16 protein-coding genes, 2 tRNA genes and 1 pseudogene are annotated in these 18,255 nt (G+C 60.8%); 11 read left to right on the top strand and 8 right to left on the bottom strand.

Annotation, left to right across the window (positions count from 1 at the left end; all coding sequences use genetic code 11):
• The 4 genes from OXG98_11990 to OXG98_11975 all read right to left on the bottom strand — a co-directional run.
• Positions 1 to 510 (bottom strand): hypothetical protein (locus tag OXG98_11990; protein MCY3772721.1); only part of this gene is annotated, 510 nt, incomplete at its 3' end.
• A gap of 35 nt (positions 511 to 545) precedes the next feature.
• Complete coding sequence (locus tag OXG98_11985; GenBank protein ID MCY3772720.1) at positions 546 to 917, bottom strand: hypothetical protein; 372 nt, start codon at positions 915 to 917, stop codon at positions 546 to 548.
• A gap of 114 nt (positions 918 to 1,031) precedes the next feature.
• Positions 1,032 to 2,732 (bottom strand): helix-hairpin-helix domain-containing protein, encoded by a 1,701-nt coding sequence (locus OXG98_11980; protein MCY3772719.1) that lies wholly within the window; start codon positions 2,730 to 2,732, stop codon positions 1,032 to 1,034.
• A 1-nt stretch (position 2,733) separates the two neighbouring features.
• On the bottom strand, positions 2,734 to 3,543 hold the full coding sequence (locus OXG98_11975; protein ID MCY3772718.1) for a hypothetical protein: 810 nt from the start codon (positions 3,541 to 3,543) through the stop codon (positions 2,734 to 2,736).
• Between the two features lie 168 nt (positions 3,544 to 3,711).
• Between OXG98_11975 and OXG98_11970 the strand changes: the two genes are divergently transcribed.
• Both OXG98_11970 and OXG98_11965 read left to right on the top strand, forming a co-directional pair.
• A tRNA-Arg gene (locus OXG98_11970) sits at positions 3,712 to 3,785 on the top strand.
• A gap of 156 nt (positions 3,786 to 3,941) precedes the next feature.
• Positions 3,942 to 5,103: pseudogene (locus OXG98_11965) on the top strand (DUF4268 domain-containing protein).
• Positions 5,104 to 5,115: 12 nt separating this feature from the next.
• Here the strand turns inward: OXG98_11965 and OXG98_11960 are convergent.
• Together OXG98_11960 and OXG98_11955 are read right to left on the bottom strand one after the other, a co-directional pair.
• Entirely contained in the window at positions 5,116 to 6,138 is a 1,023-nt protein-coding gene (locus OXG98_11960) for a hypothetical protein (protein ID MCY3772717.1), read from the bottom strand.
• 14 nt (positions 6,139 to 6,152) lie between these two features.
• Positions 6,153 to 6,506 (bottom strand): helix-turn-helix transcriptional regulator, encoded by a 354-nt coding sequence (locus OXG98_11955; GenBank protein ID MCY3772716.1) that lies wholly within the window; start codon positions 6,504 to 6,506, stop codon positions 6,153 to 6,155.
• Positions 6,507 to 7,473: 967 nt separating this feature from the next.
• On the opposite strand from OXG98_11955, the gene OXG98_11950 reads away from it, so the two are divergent.
• From OXG98_11950 to OXG98_11920, 7 genes are all read left to right on the top strand, one after another.
• Positions 7,474 to 7,547 (top strand) — tRNA-Arg (locus OXG98_11950).
• 81 nt (positions 7,548 to 7,628) lie between these two features.
• Complete coding sequence (locus OXG98_11945; protein MCY3772715.1) at positions 7,629 to 8,714, top strand: Gfo/Idh/MocA family oxidoreductase; 1,086 nt, start codon at positions 7,629 to 7,631, stop codon at positions 8,712 to 8,714.
• Positions 8,711 to 9,643, top strand: a complete 933-nt coding sequence (locus OXG98_11940) for a sugar phosphate isomerase/epimerase (protein MCY3772714.1) — start codon at positions 8,711 to 8,713, stop codon at positions 9,641 to 9,643. Before OXG98_11945 ends, OXG98_11940 begins: the two co-directional genes overlap by 4 nt.
• A 96-nt stretch (positions 9,644 to 9,739) precedes the next feature.
• Complete coding sequence (locus OXG98_11935) at positions 9,740 to 10,972, top strand: Nramp family divalent metal transporter (protein MCY3772713.1); 1,233 nt, start codon at positions 9,740 to 9,742, stop codon at positions 10,970 to 10,972.
• A 115-nt stretch (positions 10,973 to 11,087) separates the two neighbouring features.
• Positions 11,088 to 12,251 carry a Gfo/Idh/MocA family oxidoreductase gene (locus OXG98_11930; GenBank protein ID MCY3772712.1) on the top strand — a complete coding sequence of 388 codons (1,164 nt, stop codon included), beginning with the start codon at positions 11,088 to 11,090 and terminating at the stop codon, positions 12,249 to 12,251.
• 92 nt (positions 12,252 to 12,343) lie between these two features.
• Positions 12,344 to 14,233: a 3D-(3,5/4)-trihydroxycyclohexane-1,2-dione acylhydrolase (decyclizing) gene (iolD, locus tag OXG98_11925; protein MCY3772711.1), complete on the top strand. Its 1,890-nt coding sequence runs from the start codon at positions 12,344 to 12,346 to the stop codon at positions 14,231 to 14,233.
• A gap of 54 nt (positions 14,234 to 14,287) precedes the next feature.
• Entirely contained in the window at positions 14,288 to 15,172 is an 885-nt protein-coding gene (locus tag OXG98_11920) for a sugar phosphate isomerase/epimerase (protein ID MCY3772710.1), read from the top strand.
• Between the two features lie 45 nt (positions 15,173 to 15,217).
• On the opposite strand, the gene OXG98_11915 is transcribed toward OXG98_11920, so the two are convergent.
• Together OXG98_11915 and OXG98_11910 are read right to left on the bottom strand one after the other, a co-directional pair.
• The gene (locus OXG98_11915) at positions 15,218 to 15,694 is read right to left on the bottom strand and encodes a hypothetical protein (protein ID MCY3772709.1); all 477 of its coding nucleotides are present in this window, start codon (positions 15,692 to 15,694) and stop codon (positions 15,218 to 15,220) included.
• Positions 15,695 to 15,748: 54 nt separating this feature from the next.
• Entirely contained in the window at positions 15,749 to 16,378 is a 630-nt protein-coding gene (locus tag OXG98_11910) for a dTDP-4-dehydrorhamnose 3,5-epimerase family protein (protein MCY3772708.1), read from the bottom strand.
• A gap of 195 nt (positions 16,379 to 16,573) precedes the next feature.
• On the opposite strand from OXG98_11910, the gene OXG98_11905 reads away from it, so the two are divergent.
• Both OXG98_11905 and OXG98_11900 read left to right on the top strand, forming a co-directional pair.
• Entirely contained in the window at positions 16,574 to 17,296 is a 723-nt protein-coding gene (locus tag OXG98_11905; protein ID MCY3772707.1) for a phytanoyl-CoA dioxygenase family protein, read from the top strand.
• Positions 17,297 to 17,308: 12 nt separating this feature from the next.
• Positions 17,309 to 18,208 carry an amidohydrolase family protein gene (locus tag OXG98_11900; protein ID MCY3772706.1) on the top strand — a complete coding sequence of 300 codons (900 nt, stop codon included), beginning with the start codon at positions 17,309 to 17,311 and terminating at the stop codon, positions 18,206 to 18,208.
• The last annotated feature ends 47 nt before the right edge of the window (positions 18,209 to 18,255 follow it).

Raw genomic sequence — 18,255 nt, 5'->3', positions numbered from 1 at the left:
GACTTCGTCTCCGTACATTACCGTCGTATCTCCAGCCGCAATCATCCGGAAACTATCCTTCCTGCCTATAAGCATTGAGATGTCCGAAATGATGCGATGTACCGATGGGTCTACCAGATCATCGCCCTTCAGACCGGATGATGGATGGTATGTTTCATACTGGGGACAGAATGACACCACGTGAATCGGCCAACCCTGTAACTTGCCTTCAAGAGGCGTTACGACGGCCGCGGACAGGCAGCCAGGATGACTCGATTTTATATCATTCAGGTATTCCACCTTTACTTTGTCTGATACTCTTACGATAGCGCATCTGGATAGTGCTTTGCCCCGGCTATCCGGACGCTGTGGGTCCTTCCTGAAATACGGTGCAGGATCCACTTCTATCCCGTCAGTCACGTCCTTTGGCGGTTTATAGCCTTCCTGGAGCAGGACAACGTCCACGTCCAGATCCGGCAATGACCTCCACGCCGCCTTTCGATGACCGATATTCCAGCAGATCAGTTTCATGTGGATTCCTGCATGGTTATTCCGAAGATGACAGCCTATGGCCTGTCATCAAAGTACGGTGAGCAGTTCTGCTTCCAGACCAGCCAGGACCGGTTACCGTCAGATGCCACGACTATGTGATCTTTGAACTTGTCTGGGATACTGGTGATTTTGCCTTGCGGTCCTTCGCCTGTTACGAATAGTTCGTCTAGCGTAGTCCTTTCATGAAACAATCTGGTCTTCCCTTCATGCACGGCGTCCTTGATATCTGATATCACCTGCCTGAACTCTTCTTCTAAATCATCGGTCAGGGCTTGTTTTTCTGACATTTTCCTTGCCTCCTGATTGGGTTCCCACAACCACTTGAGGTGTTTGACATACTTCGTGTACTTCGCAAGCTCCAGCAACAGTTCGAGGAATTCGGTCATGCACTGCCATACCCGAATTAGAGGATACTAAAGGTTGCTTTGGATTTAAAGCTATTTCTGATAAACATTCGCACAGCATTCCAGATTCGGACACACGGCTAGTTCCTGTCTACATCACCACCGGGCATTCAACTGCAGAACCCACCGTGTTTCGACGAGGGGAACCTTGAGTTGATCGTAACGGGTCCGGCGGGTCCGCGTGTAACGTACCAGGGTCGAAACGCCCGGTCCGACCGGTCCGTACAGCAGGACAACCCACCTTTCACGATGATTGGACCTGAACAGGGAGGTCGTGTCCTCAGAACCAGGAAACCCGGCCAACGCGTCCTCCGGCGCGGGAAATCCGGCCAGGGTGTATTCCCACTGCGCGGACAGGCTGAAGCGGTCCCTGGACCGGTACCGCATGTACAGACGCAGATCGTGTTCGGGCTTCAAACCGGACCGGCCGCGCCGTTCGTAGCGGGCCCGCCACTGGACCCGCGCCGGCACCCGCCAGGCAAACTGTCCCCGCCAGGTATCCAGCAGGGCCGATCCCGTGACCTTTCGCTCATCCGTTTCACGGCGCCACACTCCGGAGGCTATGACACCGCGCCCCATTCTGCGGCGAAACCGTATGGTGCTGCGCCGGTAAAGTTCCAAGTAGGTCAACCGGGGTTCGACGCTCAGTTGAAGCGTGGTCCGGCGATCCGGCCTCCAGCGCAGAAGCAGGCTCTGCCATGTCCTTTCCGACTTTTCAATCAGTCGGGCATCCGGCTGGCGGTGAAAGGTCAGCCCGCCTTCCACGCCCTCCATGCTCCAGACCATGCCTCCCTGAACGGACTGGGAACCTTCTTCGTCGATCGCCATTTCACCGAACAGGTTCGTACCGCCGTATAGGAAGTCGAGGTCCGTACCAACACGCAGGCTACCTTCCGATTGCAGGACCGAGATACCGACCAACCCACTGTTCCGGCTCCAACCCAGGCGGCCGCCGGGTTCCCATTTACCCGAATCGGCCCGTGAAAGGATCCCCGTCAGGCTGAAACCGCGTCGGTCAATCCACATGGCCATGCCGCGCCGGGCGCCGGATGCATAGGTCGTCCGCACGGGCCTCAGGCCACGGATGCGGCGTTTCACCGACGCGCTGAGACTGGCCGTGGAGGGCCGGATCGAATGGCTGCGCCATATCAGTCCCTGGCCGAAATCCATTTCAAAGTATCCGAGGATCAGCCTGCGGGAAGCAGCCGAACCGCCGAATTCCACGTATCCGGACCGCCACCTGGTTTCTCCGCCCCGGTCCCGGCGTTCGCCCCGGCCTCCCAGATTAAACCTGCTTCCCAGTCCAATATCCGCCTGCACACCCAGGATTCCGTTTCCCGGCGCGTCGGGACGGTCGGTGCGGTTTCGCGCCAGGCGCAGGCGCCCCGTGGTCTCGATACGGCGATCGTCCTCCGCGCCGCCTCCTGCCGCGCGAACGAAAGGACTGATCCGGGAAACCAGGGCAGCCGTGAATCCCGGAACTCGTGCAAGCTCCCCGGTGTCGCCGAAGGGGCCGTGTCTTTCCCGCCAGGCCACGATCGCGCCGGCGAGGACGGGCGTGATCCACGGAAGCTGTTCCAACTCGGTACGGCCCACCCGGTTGATATCGAGCGGGTCGCGCCGCAGCGACACCAGCAGCGCGATGTCCTCCGGATCGATATCGGCGGCTTCCCGGTCGATCAGCGCATCGATCGAGTAGTCGAGGTCCTGGGCCGCTCGTTTTTCCGGCATGCCCATCATCGCCACAAGGGACGCGGCGGCCAGCGTGCGCCATATTGGTTTAATGAACAGACGCATATCATCCGAACTCCATGGTAAGGGAAAACCGGTGCGTGATGCCCAGCAGGGCGTGGGACGAGAGGGCGTAGTCCGTTTCGACCCGTCCCTTCGCCAGGCCCAGGCCGACGTAGAACAGGGAAGGATCGGTGGTCAGACCGGCCCGGATCGTAACGGACTCGGCCAGGCGAAACTCCTGGCCCACTCTCGTGGTAAAGCCATGGCGTGGGTGGCGGTCGAGCTGGAAGGAAACCGTCAACCGGTCTCCCGTCCTGCTTAATCCCGCCTGGATGATGCGGGGGCTTTCCGCGGCGGGGCCGGATTCTGAGAAGCGGCCGACGGCATGGGCCATCGCGCCGAGACGGAGATCATAGGGGAGATCCAGGAGGATGCCCGCATCCATCGCAAGAGCGGAAGCGCCTTCGTAGTTTTCAATGGAAAGGCTCAATCGGCGCAGGGCCAGTCCCGCATGGAACCGCCTGCCGATGGAACGTCCGTAGGAGAGACCGAAGACACTCTCCCGGTACAGCGAGCTACCCAGCCCGTGATAGAACAGACCGAAGTGCCCGAGGGCGGTCGGCGCGACGGCGGAGACGGCCACCTGGGCCAGTTCTTTCATGCCGAAGAGCCGTGTATAGTAGCTCGTCAGGGCAAGCCGGCCCACCCTGGGCGTACCGCCCGGGTTCAGAAAGGAAGCTTCGGCGTCGTCCGCGACGGCCACGAAGGCGCCCGCCATGCCGACGGGTCTGGCACCGGCGTAGACCGGTTCGAAAGCGCTCCAGGCCGTACCCGGTGTCACGAGAAATAAGAAAAGCGGTAGAAAACGTTTCATTTTGGCTCCCATGTGAAGATGAACTGTCGGGTGACCGCTTCAATGCGGCATACCTCAACAGTCGGAAGCCGTTTCTGAAATCTCGTTTTCTACCGCAAAAAGTCGACCCGGTGCCGCCCCACTCTCGTGTTGACAGCAACCCCCGATCCCATATATTGAAGGTGGTGCGCCCCAGTAGCTCAGTTGGACAGAGCATCGGACTTCTAATCCGAGGGTCGCAGGTTCGAATCCTGCCTGGGGTATACCGACCTCGCTACCAAACCGTCGAATGCCATCCCCGGATCATGTCGATTAAACCGCGAACCTATGGCGCAAAGCGACTAGGTTGAGGCAAGTTATACCACGGTAACCGGATTCAAGAGCAGCCTACCCGGCACACTACCGCAGGAGACCCGCTGATGTTCAAGGTAGACCTTTCAGACAATCACCTCATCCAGCTTGAAGAACGGCGTTTCAGCGATCTGAAACTGAATGAACGCGACCACCTCCAAGAATGGTTGGTGCATACGCCGGAAGCCCTGGGAGAAGACCTCCTGGTCATCCAAAAGGAATTCGACGGCTTCGAAGACACCAGGGAGCGTCTCGATCTCCTTGCCCTCGACAAGGAAGGCCGAGTGGTGGTTATCGAGAATAAACTCGACGATTCGGGCCGCGATGTCGTATGGCAGGCGCTCAAGTACGTCGCCTATTGTTCCAGTTTGAAGAAGGCAGAGATCGTCGACATCTATCAGAAGTACCTCAACCGGTGGGTCGACGGCGAGAGTGCAATACCGAACTTGTGCGAATTCCTCGGTGTTGAAGATCTCGACGATACGGTACTAAATGCAGGTAATGAGCAGCGACTGATTCTGGTCGCTGCGAATTTCCGCAAGGAGGTTACGGCAACGGTACTGTGCGCTGATTGGACACGGGGTCGAGGCGCAGTGTTTCCGGGTAGTGCCTTACAGCTTCGGCGAAGAGCTTCTGATCGACCTGCAACAGATTATACCTACACCAGAAGCCGCGGATTACATGATTGGGATGGCTAACAAGGAGTCGGAGGAGAAAGCCAGTCAGCGCACATTAACTCAAACGCAAAAATTGAGGCACGCTTTCTGGACGAAGACATTGGAGGCACTCCGTGCTCGTGGCGTTACGCGGTACGATACTATCAGTCCGTCCAGAGACCATTGGCTGGCGAGCCCAACTGGGGTGTCAGGTTGTGGTTACAACATGATCTTTGGAAAAAACCTGGCGCGCGTGGAACTCTACATTTCTCGCCCTCAGGCGGAAGAGAACAAATGGTTTTTTGACAAGCTCGAACAGAAAAGGCTGGAGATCGAAGGCAGTTTCGGATCAGAACTCCACTGGCAGCGATTGGACGATAAGAAAGCTTGTCGCATCAGTTTTCCGCACTCATTCAATGGCTTCGACGAAGAAAACTGGCCAGAAATGATTGATTGGTTGTGCGAACACATTGTCAAGTTGGAAGAGGCGTTTTCGGAACCGCTGGACCGACTGAACAGTGAAATGAAATCCACGGGCAACACTTTAGCCACCGAAGAGAACGTCCCCTCCTGAGTACACCTGACCTCACGAATCCATCGATTCGCTGGCGGAGTACTCCCGAACCTTGCGTTTTCTGGTGTCCCGGATTGAGACGACCCGGGTTCCGTGGATCGATTCATTGTCCGGCAGCGCCGTTTCGCCTTTCTCCTTGCCAGTCTGCGACACGCTCTGCACCGACTTCAGGATATCGCTGCCCGAAACGGCCTCGTGATCGGCGTCGTAATAGTCGTACCAGGGCAGGCCGGCTTCGGTGTATTGTTGGGCCGTAGGCGGCTCTATCGGAGGACGTTCGCCGGTTATCGCCTTCCACTGGGCCGAATTGGCGATGGTAATGAAACACCGGGCGGGATGCCGCTGATCCCAGGCATCCAGGCCGTATTCGTCCTCGTAGATCTCCTGCCGCATCCGGCCGCCGGGCGCCAGTCCCATGCTATCTTCCTCGGGACTTTGCTGGGCCATCAGTTTCGGGGGGTTCGATGGATATCGTCCGTCCCACGCCCGTATAGCCTCGTAGCGTTCCGCCTTCATCGGAAAGGCCGTTATCTGAAGGCCGCCATGCTGCGCCGAGCCCTTCAACTGCTCCTCGACCGTGTACCCCTTGCCCAGCGGCATGGCCACGAACTGGCGGATCACGCCCTTTTCGACGCAGTATCCATCCAGCCACAGCTGTTCGGGCAATACCAGGTAGTCCTGAGGATCCGTATTCAAATGGTTTACCCGGTTCTCGCCGGTGATCGCGCAGACCTTCCCGGTCGCGATCTTCAATGCGAACGGATAGGCATGGTAGCCGTCGAAGTTCAGCCACATCGCCTCGGCCTGGAACATCGGCATGATCACGCCACCCCTGCGGACCCACTCCGTCGGCACGCGCTCCGCGTAGTCGTCCAGGTGACGCAGAGGAAATTCACCCAGGCCCGGGGGCAACGGGTAGTCCCGCCCATCGTCCGGGATGCGCAGGGTACGCTGAAACGAGATCGAACACCGGGCATGATCGTGGACTTCCGGGCATTGTATTTCCAGCTGGTCGTGCTCAAGATAAATCATCATGGTTCTCCTTATTGTTACCATTCACCGTCCCGCACTTCGCGAACTATCCTGAGGATGGCGTGATCGGGCGCCTCCTTCATCTTTCGGATCAAGTCCGCGAACAACTTCGGCCGCTTGCGGATGATCTCCTGAAGGTCGCTCGACACCTTGCCCGCCAGGGCCAGCAGCACGTCCGGGTCCTCGCCCAGATCCCGTGCCAGCTTCAGCGTCGTGGCCTCTGAAGGCGGCGCCACATCACCGCGTTCGATCTTGCTCAGGTAGGCCGGCTCTACCTCGATGCGCTGCGCCACCTGGCGCAGGGAGAACCGCCTGTCTTGCTTCCGCAGGTCTTCGCGGCGGGAACGGATGTATTTACCAAAATGTGTCATGTGTTATATATAGTACACATTAAGATGATTGTCAAGCCTCTTTGTCAAAAAAGATTCAGTGTATGGATTCGGAGGTTATGTCGCAGCGCAATAGTGACTTGGATTCGCACTAAAGGCGACCTATCTTCTGGTTCGGAAGCGATACATGCCATCGAGCGCAACTGAACATTGCGTGACAAACTGCTCAGCTTGGTAGAACACAGAATTCCCTTGAAGGTACTCGGTCTGTGGATGAGGTTGCACACCTTGCCGGTTTATATCTTTGAAAGAACCTATAAAAGCCATGTGAGAAGCGGCCAGCGAAGCTGAATTGTGGCACTACAAGGGCGAAACATACGAACGGGTCAATTACTCAAAGTTCAAGAGATCGTTGAAGAGAAGCGCCTATTCCCAACGCCCGCACGTGTCCAGTATCGGGATGACCACCTGCAACAGTCGTTAAGTTGTAATTATGGAGTGATTAAATATGGACCGTTCGACCATCTTTGGGATTGTTCTTCTCGTAGCAGTAAGCGGTTGTTGGCCATTGATTCCACCGTTACCAGACAGTCCATCTAGACGTGGTACGGAGACCCGCGGAAATGTGGTTCCAGCTCGACCTGAACTATCCGGATGACGTGCAATGGACATTCAGTCTTACGACCCGCGGCAGATTGCACGTACAGTTCCAGTATATGAAACGCCCCTTTCATCAATCGGAGGCCCGCGAACAGATCTGGAACGAGATCAACGAGATCCCGGGCGTGGATCTTAACCGCCGTCTCGGGGGTCGTCCAACTATCCCGTTAGTTTGCCTGGCGTCTTCGGAAACCCGTGAAAGGTTCGAACGCGTGTTTTCCGATATGATTGACGAAACCCTTCGCGCGAGGTCGAACATAACGTAGCATCGGGCTTGAGGCCGCCTGATTTCGTTGACATCAATCCGTTCAATGCGTATATCGGATGCTGGCCTCAGTGGGTTCCCCGTGCGTCCGTAGCTCAGCTGGATAGAGCAACTGACTTCGGATCAGTAGGTCGGGGGTTCGAATCCCTCCGGGCGTATTCTCTTTATCGACTTCCCCATCAGTGGCATCGATTCCAGGGCATCGATTCAAGATCATCGATTGCCGGAAAGGCATTCTCATGGACCGCATCAGGATCGGCGTGATCGGCTGCGGTGCGATCGCCCAGATCCAACACCTGCCCCATATCGCCGAGCTCCGTGACCGCTACGAACTGGCCGGTCTATGCGACGCATCCGCAAAACTGGTCGACTTCATCGGCGAGATGTACCACGTACCGCCCCAAGCCCGCGTCACCCGCTACCAGGACCTCTTGGACCTCGATCTGGACGCCGTTCTGCTGTGTTTCGCCGACCCCAAGACAGAAACGGCCGTCGCCTCGTTGAATTCGGGCAAGCACGTCTTCATCGAGAAGCCCATGTGCTTCTCGGTCGGAGAAGCGGACCAGATCATCGGGGCCGCCGAGGCTTCGGGCAAGACGCTGATGGTGGGATACATGAAACAACACGATCCGGGATACCAATTCGCGCGGAACGAAGTGCTTGCCATGCCCGATATCCGCTTTATCCAGGCCAACCACCTCCATTGCGGCAACGACCGGCACCTCCGGGAGTTCACGCTTTACGCTTTCGACGATATCCCGGGCGAGGTGATCGAACGCTCGGCCGCCCAGCGCGAACAGGCCATCCGGGATGCCATCGGCGACGCCCCGGAGGCCGTGCGAAGGATATTCTTCTCGCTCTCCGGCAGCATGATCCACGACATCAGCAGCCTGCGGGGGATGTTCGGTCCGCCGGAACGCGTGGTTAGCGCCGAAGTGTGGCGCGGAGGATCGAGCGTGACGACCGTCTTGGCCTATGAAAACGACGCCCGGTGCTCGGCGACCTGGACCAGCCTGCCCGAACTGCACGATTTCCGGGAGACCCTGGAAGTCTTCGGCGCGGGATGGCGGGTAGGCATTCGGTTTCCCACGGGGTTCGACCGGGGACTGCCGTCGCCGGTCACCGTGCAGGGCATGGACGGCGAACAGCCCTGGAAGAAGGAAATCGTCGTCAACAAGCAAAATTCCTTCAAGCTGGAGTTGATCCATTTTCACGATTGCGTCGTGAACGGGAAACCACCCATCACCGACGGATACGGTGCGCGGCATGATCATGCCCTTTGCCGAGACATCGTCAACGCGTACCTGGGGGAAGACACTCCATGAAAATCGTCTTCTGTACCCTCACGCTGAGTGGTTATCGTTCACCCGAAGCCGCGGAAAGAGGCTATCCCCTGGCCGAGGAACGTAAACCCGTGTGGGACTGGCTCGCCCGCCACGGATTCGATGGGATCGACCTGGGCGAGACCTGGTTCAATTTCTACGACGCGCCGGACGAAGCGCTGGTCGACCTGGGCGAGGAGGCGCGCGGCCACGGACTCGAAATCGGCGGACTGACCGTACTGCGTAAGATCATCACCTGGCCGGCGCCCGAGGAGGTCCGGACGGCGAACCGGGGGTTGCTGTCCCGGGCGGTGAAAGCAGCCCAACTCGCGGGCGCACCACTCGTAAACATGTCCATCTCGCCGCAACCCTGGGAAGTGGGCGTGCGAGAGCAGGATCTCCGGGGACAGTCCGACCCGGTGGGCAGCAGCTTGCGGGCGCGGGACGAAGACTACGAGGAAGCCGCTGGCGTGCTGAAGAAACTGGCCCGGGAGGCCGAGTCGAAGGGCACCGAACTGACGCTGGAACTCCACCAGAACAGCATCGTGGACACTCCGGAGGGCATGCTGCGGCTCATCGATCTCGTCGATCACCCCCTGATCAAGGCGAATCCGGACCTCGGCAACTTCTACTTCGCCTACGCGACGCCCGAGGGCGGCTGGGACGACGTGTGCCGCATGCTCGCGCCCCACACCAACTTCTGGCACGTCAAGAACATCCAGCGGATCTACTTCCAGGAAGAAGACCGCGCCCAGCACATCAACGCGCCCCTGGGCGAGGGCATGATCGACTATCGGCGGGCGCTTCGGATCATGCGGGACGGCGGATTCGACGGGTACATCAGCATCGAGCTGGCCACGGGCGCCGATCCCTTCAACGCGATCCTGTCCGGCAAGCGGTACCTGGACGAAATGTTGCGGGACGAGATCTGATACCCGGAACGCCTTCCGAGCTGATTCCGGTGCGCCTGCCCGCCTGAACCGGCGCGGAAACCAAACTTCACGCCTGATTCCGATACGGAAACCAACTTGAAACTGAACTTCCTCCAGATGATCGCCCTGATGGGGCCGGGGATCGCCGTCGCGGCCACGGGGGTCGGCGCCGGAGACATGATTTCGGCTACCAACGCCGGCGCGAAGTTCGGCACGGTGCTGCTGTGGGCCATCGTCTGGGGCGCTGTGCTCAAGTTCGCCCTGAACGAAGGGGTCGGACGCTGGCAGCTTGCGACGGGCACCACGCTCCTGGAAGGCTGGGTGGAGCGCCTCGGCAGGCCCGTTCAGTACTTCTTCCTGCTCTACCTGCTCATCTGGTCCTTCCTGGTCGGCGGCGGGCTGCTGTCGGCCTCCGGCATTGCCGGCCATACGGTTTTCCCGGGGCTCTCGGTTGCGCAGTGGGGGATCATCCACGCCCTGGCCGCGTGCGTCATGGTCTGGGCGGGCCGATTCGGGTTCTTCCTGACCGTCATGAAGGTGCTCATCGGCCTGATGTTCGTAAGTTTCCTGATCAGCGCCTGGGCCCTCCGTCCCGACCTCGGCGACATCCTGCGCGGCATCGCCCTGCCGAGCGCGCCGTCGGGTTCGGTGGTCGCCGTACTGAGCGTCCTGGGCGGCGTGGGCGGCAGCCTGTCGGTCATGTGCTACGGGTACTGGATCAGGGAGGCCGGCCGAAACGGAAGCGAGTGGCTCAAGGGCATACGCATCGACCTCGGCGGCGCCTATCTCCTGACGGGATTCTTCGGTATAGCCGTCATGATCCTCGGCGCGCAGATCCGTCCCGAAGCGGTGGGCATCGATATCGTCCTGGGCATGGCCGACCGGCTGGAAGCGGCGCTGGGACCCTTCGGCCGGTGGTCTCTCTACCTGGGATTCTGGGCCGCGGTCATCACATCCGTACTGGGGGTCTGGCAGGGCATCCCCTACCTGTTCGCCGACTTCATGGCACTGTTCAAAAAGGCGTCCAGCGAGGCCCGCGAAGCCATGGTCCGAACCGATTCACGGTACTACCGCGGATTCCTGTTGTTCCTGACCTTTCCGACCATGGCCCTGCTGCTGTTCGACCGGCCGGTATCCGTCGTCATCGTCTATACGGTGGTCGGCGCTTTCTTCATGCCGTTCCTGGCCGGCACCCTGCTGTATATGAACTCGCGCAGGGAGTGGGTCGGAAACCTGAAGACGGGCTGGTTGCTGAACGTGCTCCTCGCCCTAGCACTGGTCCTCTTTCTGTATCTCGGCGTCACTCAATTGATCGACGCCCTGGGCTGACCCGGCATTCGGCCGGCCAGGCGACTATGCGGCTGGCCTGGCGATCTTCGACCGACCTGGCAATTTTGCGGCCGACCCCGGCGATCAGTGCGATTAACAAAACGGAGCGGCTGAGATGGCCCCGAAAATCGGCATCGGCATCATCGGTATGGGCTGGATGGGCATGGTCCACGGCCGGGCCTACCACCAGGTCCGGCAGCGCTTTCCTGAAAGCGGGCTGGTACCGGAACTGGTCGTCTGCGCGGACGACGTGACCGCGCGGTGCGAGCAGGCCCGGAACATGCTGGGATTCACCAGGACCACGACGGACTGGCGCGAAGTCATGGACGACCCCGATGTGTACGTGGTCAACATCACCGCGCCGAATCATCTCCACCTGGACATGGTCCGTGCCGCCGCAGCGGCAGGCAAGCATATCTTCTGTGAGAAACCTGTGGGTCGCTCCCCAGCGGAAACGGCCGAAATCGCCCGGACGGCCACCGAAGCCGGCGTGCTGACCTGGGTGGGTTACAACTACCGCTGGGCGCCGCTGGTGCAGCATACGCGAACGCTTGTCGCCGATGGCGCGCTGGGCGACATCACTCACTATCGCGGCCGCTTTTTAGCGGGCTACGCGAGTCACCCCGACGGCGTGCTCTCGTGGCGCTTTCGAAGAGAGGATGCCGGAAGCGGCGCCCTGGGCGACCTCATGTCCCACGTCGTCGACATGGCCCACATGCTCGCGGGACCCATCAGGCGCGTAGTCGGGCAGCGGGCGCTGATCATCGAAGACCGGCCCGTCGCGCCGGCCGGCGAGGGCACGCACTTTTCCGTTGGGACTGGCGGGCAACGCGAATCCGTGACGAATGAAGACTACGCCGGGGCGCTGGTGGAGTTCGAGAACGGCGCCCGGGGTTCCTTCGAAGTCGACCGCGTGATCCAGGGGACGAAATGCCAGATGGCCTTCGAGATTCACGGCACCAAGGGCGCAATCCGGTGGGACTTCGAACGCATGAACGAATTGCAGTTGTACGCGGTCGACGGACCGCACGACGGGTTCGTCACCCTGCAGAGCGGTCCGGCCTATCCGGGGCACGTCCACTTCAACCCCGGGCCGGCCGTGGGACTCGGATACGACGATCTCAAGGCGATCGAGACCTTTCACTTCCTGCAGTCCATCGCGGCGGGCAGGCAGGGCGAACCCGGCTTCAATGAAGCGCGGGCCGTGGCTGAGGTGCTGGCCTCGGTGGAGCGCTCCTGGTCGTCCGACCGATGGGAAACGGTGCAGGATATCGGCTGAACTACCCGGCGAAGGCTATCGACTAATCGATCGCGGCCGGCCGACACCGCCCGAATCGACCGGGATCAGGCATCTAAACGAAGGAGCAGATCATGGCATACCCCCACGATAAGGTCCGCCTGACCACGGCGCAGGCGGTGGTCAGGTTCCTGTCCGTTCAGTACAGCGAGCGCGACGGCGTGGAGCGTCGTTTCATCCCCGCCATATTCGGCATATTCGGCCATGGGAACGTGGCCGGGCTGGGCCAGGCCCTTTTCGAGTACGGGCAGGACCTGACCTACCACCAGCCCTGCAACGAGCAGTCCATGGTGCACACGGCCTCGGGTTACGCCAAGGTGAACCACCGCATGGCCACCATCGCGTGCACGGCATCCATCGGGCCGGGTTCGACCAACATGCTGTCCGGGGCGGCCACGGCCACGATCAACCGCCTGCCCGTGCTCCTGCTGCCGTCCGACTACTACGCCACCCGGTACCAGGGCCCGGTGCTGCAGGAACTAGAGCACCCGGTGTCCGCCGAGGTCAGCGTCAACGACTGCTTCCGCCCGGTCAGCCGCTTCTTTGACCGGGTCAACCGGCCCGAACAACTGCTGACCGCCCTGCCGGAAGCCATGCGCGTGCTTACCGATCCGGCGGATACGGGCGCGGTGACGATCTCGCTGCCCCAGGACGTGCAGGCCCACGCCTACGACTACCCGGCCCACTTCTTCGAGAAACGGGTCTGGCGCGTGGAGCGCAGGCCGCCGACGAAGGCGCGCATCGCCGAGGCGATCGAGATGCTCAAAGGGGCGAAGCGGCCGATGATCATCGCGGGTGGCGGCGTACACTATTCGGAAGCCTGGGACGCCCTCGCGGCCTTCGCCGATACCTGCGGCATCCCCGTGGGAGAGACTTTCGGCGGCAAGGGCGCCATGCGTGAATCCTCGGACTGGGCGATCGGCGGGTTCGGCGTGACCGGCACGCCGGCGGGCGCCAAAATCGCTGCCGAAGCCGACCTGGTCATCGCCGTGGGGACGCGGCTGACCGATTTCTCCACGGGCTCGCAGTCGGCCTTTACGAATCCCGACGTCCGGTTCATCGGCATCAACGTGGCCGGACACGACGCCTACAAGCAGGGCGCTTTGCCGGTCACGGCCGACGCCCGGGAAGCGCTGACCGCCCTGGCCGCAGCCGCGAAGGAAGCTGGCATCCGGGCCAGTTCATCCTACCGTACAGCGGTCCGGCGCCACATGGACGCCTACCACAAGTCGCTGAAAGAAGAAGTGTACGTCGATCATCCCGGCGAGGCCATGAGCCAGGCCCGACTCATCCAGACCCTGAACGGCGAAGCCCGGGAAGGCGACTGCGTCATCGCCGCCGCCGGCAGCCCGCCAGGCGACCTGCACCGGCTCTGGGACGTGACGGGCGGCGCGGCCTGCTACCTGGAATTCGGTTATTCGTGCATGGGATGGGAACTGCCGGCCGGGCTCGGCACCCGCATGGCCGGGAAACACGACGAGATCTACGTCTACATCGGCGACGGGACCTACCTGATGAATCCCACCGAACTCATGACCGCCATGCAGGAGGGCCTCAAGGTGACCGTCGTCATCTCTGAGAACCACGGTTACCAGATTATCCGCGCCCTGCAGATGGCCCGGGCGGGCCGGTCTTTCGGCAACGAGTTCCGCGGACGGGACGCCGGTTCGGACCGTCTCGAAGGGGAGTACCTGGAGATCGATTTCGCGGCCAATGCCGAGAGTTTCGGCGCAAGGGCGTGGCACGTGAAGTCGCCGGACGAGTTGCGACAGGCGCTCAGGGAAGCCCGTTCGGAGACGCGGGCCTGCGTGATCGTGTGCGAGACCGAGAAACACCGCTACCTGCCGCCTTCGGACGTATGGTGGGACATCGCGTCCGCCGAGGCGACCAACGATCCCATGACGCGGAAGTTGCGCGAGGGCTACGAAGCCGAACGCCGCACGAGCCAGCGGTTTCATTATTGAGCGAGGAATTCCGCGCGGCCGCGTTCGCAAGCAGAAGTGCATGAGGAGGTATGAATGAACATCCGCATCGGCAGCGCGCCGGACTCGTGGGGCGTCTGGTTCCCGGACGATCCGAGGCAGACCCCCTGGCAGCGGTTCATGGACGAGGTGGTCGAAGCCGGCTACGAGTGGATCGAACTGGGACCCTATGGCTATCTGCCCACGGACATAGACAGGCTGCAAAGGGAACTGGCTGCACGGAACCTGAAGGTGACCAGCGCCTTCGCCATGGGCAACCTCGAGGACCCGGACCGATGGCCTGAACTGGAGCAACAGGTGGTGGGCGCGGGAGAACTGCTGGCCGCCACCGGCGCGGGCTTTCTTGTCCTGATCGACGGCACCTACTCCGACCTGTTCACTGGCGAATTGATCGAGCCAAGGACCCTGGACGACGAAACCTGGCGGAAACTAATCGACACGACCCACCGCGTCGCCGATCTCGCCCGCGACACTTTCGGCCTCCACCTCGTGTTCCACCCCCATGCCGAGACCCACGTCGAATACGAGGAGCAGATCGAGCGTTTCCTGGCGGACACCGACCCCGGGCGGGTGTCGCTGTGCTTCGACGTCGGGCACCACGCCTACCGCGACGGAGATCCGGTAGCCTTCCTCGATAAACACCGTGGACGGATCCCCTACCTTCATCTCAAGAGCGTGGATCCGGAGAAACAGCGGAGGGTGGAAGCTGAGAACATCCCCTTTGCCGATGCGGTGGCGATGGACATGTTCTGCGAACCCTCGGCGGGCGTAGTCGATTTTCCAGCTTTGCTTGGGCTGCTGAAGCGGATCGACTACGATGGTTACGCCATCGTGGAACAGGACATGTATCCTGCGCCTTTCGACAAGCCCTTCCCGATCGCGAAGCGGACGCTGGAGTATTTGCGGGAAATCGGGTTTTAGGGACGCGACAGGCCTGACGAACGGCGTCGGTCCCGACGAACCCTATCACCCGGCCCGGGCCTGCCGCCGGCGCATCGCCCCGGGCAGCCAGATGAACAGCGTGCCCAGCGAGACGCTCCATACAGAACCCGCGAGGAACGTGCCCCCCGCAACCATACCGCCGTTCAGTACCGTCATAACCGGTCCCTCATAGTCAAATACCCTCCCGGAATTCTCCGGCGAGAACCGGCCGTGCTCCAGACCGACGAAGAAAGCGGTCGTATACGAAATCAGGTTCGGAATGAACCAGACCAGGAACACCACCACAACGAGCGACCCCGCCACCCGCCTCCAGGCCAAATGGTCCCACCTGCCTTTCAACCCGTAATACAGGTAGGCCAAGGGCATCAGGAAGTAGACGCCGATGAACATGGACTGTTCGGGCGCGACGAAATCCAGCAGCAGGCGCGTCGCCGCGACGATCCAGCCGAAGAACACGAGCCCGCGGATGTCTGACCAGAGTGAAGGTTGGTCCGATGTCATTCAGGATTCTCCCATTGATTGAAGTGTGAAATACGGTGTGGCATTGCTGCACGTTCAATACTTAAAGTTCGCGGACCGTTCATCCGCAAGCCAGCTGTTCATGGAAAGTGCGTCCCGGTCTTTCTCGGACATGATGGCCGCTCCCGCGGCGATCTCGTCGAACGCTCGCTTCAACGCGCGATCGCAGAGTGACCAGTCCAGGTCAGGCGCCATCGGTGAGATACCGGCCTCGTTGCCGGGGCTGTACTCCCCGCTGCACAGGTATTCCAGAATGCAGTCGGTCGGGCAGAAGAACCCGTGGGCGAATCCCGGCGGCACCCAGATCCACTCGGCCTGGTCGGCGCCAGGATCCTCCGAGATATCGTGGGCAACGATCCTGCCCAGCGTAGGAGACCCCAACCGGATGTCCAGCGCCAGGTCCACGATGCGGCCACGAACGGCCCGAACCAGCTTGCCCATGTGGGGATTCCACTGGAAATGAAGGCCGCGGACCACACCGGCGCGCGAATGACTCTCGTTGATCTGCACAAACCGGATGTCGCGGAGAAACGTCGTTTCGGGGTGCTGAACAAGATCACCCAGCCGGTAGGTCTCAGTGAAATACCCCCGGTTATCTCTGAAGCACCCGAAACGAATGACTTTCAACTCCGGGATCGCGAGGGATTCCACGGCCTCGATCTTCAAGTGATTCTCCTTTCTTGGGCAGTTGTTTCAACGCAGAAGATAGAACGCCGCGGAAGACATGGGCAAGGAGGAAATGGTCCGATCTGGCCCGCTTCGCGCCGTCGCGCGCCATCACGCTTGACATGGCGGAACCGTTGCTGTTGATTCCCGACTATACCTGCACCACGATCTGAATCGAGAAGAAAGAAGCCCCGAATGACCATGGAATCCGGCCCCACCCCGGGGGAATGGAAACAGTGGGAGGATGAGGGTTATCTCGTCTTCGAGGACGCGATCCGGGGTGCGATGCTGGACCGCCTCCAGAAGGCCTTCGACCACTGGGCCGCCGCCTGCAAGGAGGAGTGGCTCGTCGGCGTCGCCCGGGGTGAACTAGCGGCGACCTATTACGACATACCGAACGTGCTGGAAAAAGACGGCGTCTTTCTCGACATACTTGACCAGCCGCGTTACTTCGAGTACGTCAAAGCCTTTACCGATGACGACATGATCTTCATTGGCGAGCAGGTCCGCACAGCGCCGCTCTGGCCCATGGGTTACACGGGATGGCATCCCGACGTCCCCCCGGACCATCCCCTCCACATCAAGGTGCAGGTCTACGTAAACGACGTCGAGCGCGACGGCGGAGAATTCGCCTACGTCCCGGGCAGCCACCGGCCCGGCGCCGGGCCGTACCCCCGCGTGAAGAGCCTCGAAGCCATGCCGGGCCACAGGCGGTTCCCAGGCAAGGCCGGAACGGCCGTCATGTTCAATACCTACGGATGGCACGTGGCCATGAAAAACCGCACAGAAACCCCCCGGAAGTCGATCATCCTTACCTACGAAAAGCGTACGCCCGGAAAAATCAACCCCGGACGGTACGCCCACATCGCCCCGTCGCTGAACACGCCGGACCGGCTTCGGCTTTTCGGGATGTCATAGACAGGAAGCCGCATGCCTCGTATCGATGCCCACGGTCACGTGTTCGCGAAGGTGACCCGCGAGTTTCCGAGAGAAGCGGGCGGCAACACGCCGCCGGAACGGGAAGAGACGGTCGAGAAGCTGTTGACCTACATGGCCGCCAGCGACATCGACCAGGCCATGCTGGTGCAGATCGGCGGCACGAGCGTGGCTCAGCACGCCTACCTGCTTCACTGCCTCAGAACCTATCCGGATCGTTTTCTCGGCATCGGACTCATACCCGAATCGGCCTATGGCGCGCCAGAGGAGCACATGGACCGGCTGACGGACGGAACGGGTATCGTGGGTTTCCGGCTCGGTTTGGTCGGCGGCCCCCCGGACCCATTCGAAGTGGTGGACGTGCGCACGTTCACGACCTACCCTATCTGGCGGCACGCCGCGGAGAAGGACCTCGTCCTCTGGTTGTACGTGCGTGCGGCGGACGCCCATCTGATCGCCTGGCTCGTCGACGCCTTCCCCCAAGTGCGGGTAGTCATCAACCACCTGGGCATCTGTCCGGGCCTGGGCAAGGGCCGGACAGACCAGTGGGGACGGCCGCAGATCGACATTGTGCCCTACAACCCGGCATTTCACACCACGCACCGGCTGAGCACCTACGAGAACGTGACGATGCACCTGTCGGGCCATTACGCCTTCAGCAAAGAGCCCTACCCCTACCCCGACCTGGCGGGTTGGAATAAGAACTTCCTGGGCACGTTCGGCGCCGACCGGCTCATGTGGGCCACGGATTTCCCATGGATCTACGAAGAGCCCGGTTACGACAAGCTGGCACGGTTGATCAAAGAGACCGTGCCCGACATCAAGCCCCATGAATACGAGGCGATCATGGGCGGAACCGCCAAGCGGTTCCTGCGGTTTCCGGATCTCAAATGAATCAAGTCACCATCAAATCAGTCTACGTTCCTACCGGAGAATAAAAA

This window comes from Gemmatimonadota bacterium, from assembly GCA_026706345.1.
Classification (GTDB): Bacteria; JAAXHH01; JAAXHH01; order JAAXHH01; family JAAXHH01; genus JAAXHH01.
The sequence above is the reverse complement of the archived record's forward strand: the minus strand, read 5'-3'. Positions and strand labels throughout refer to the sequence as shown.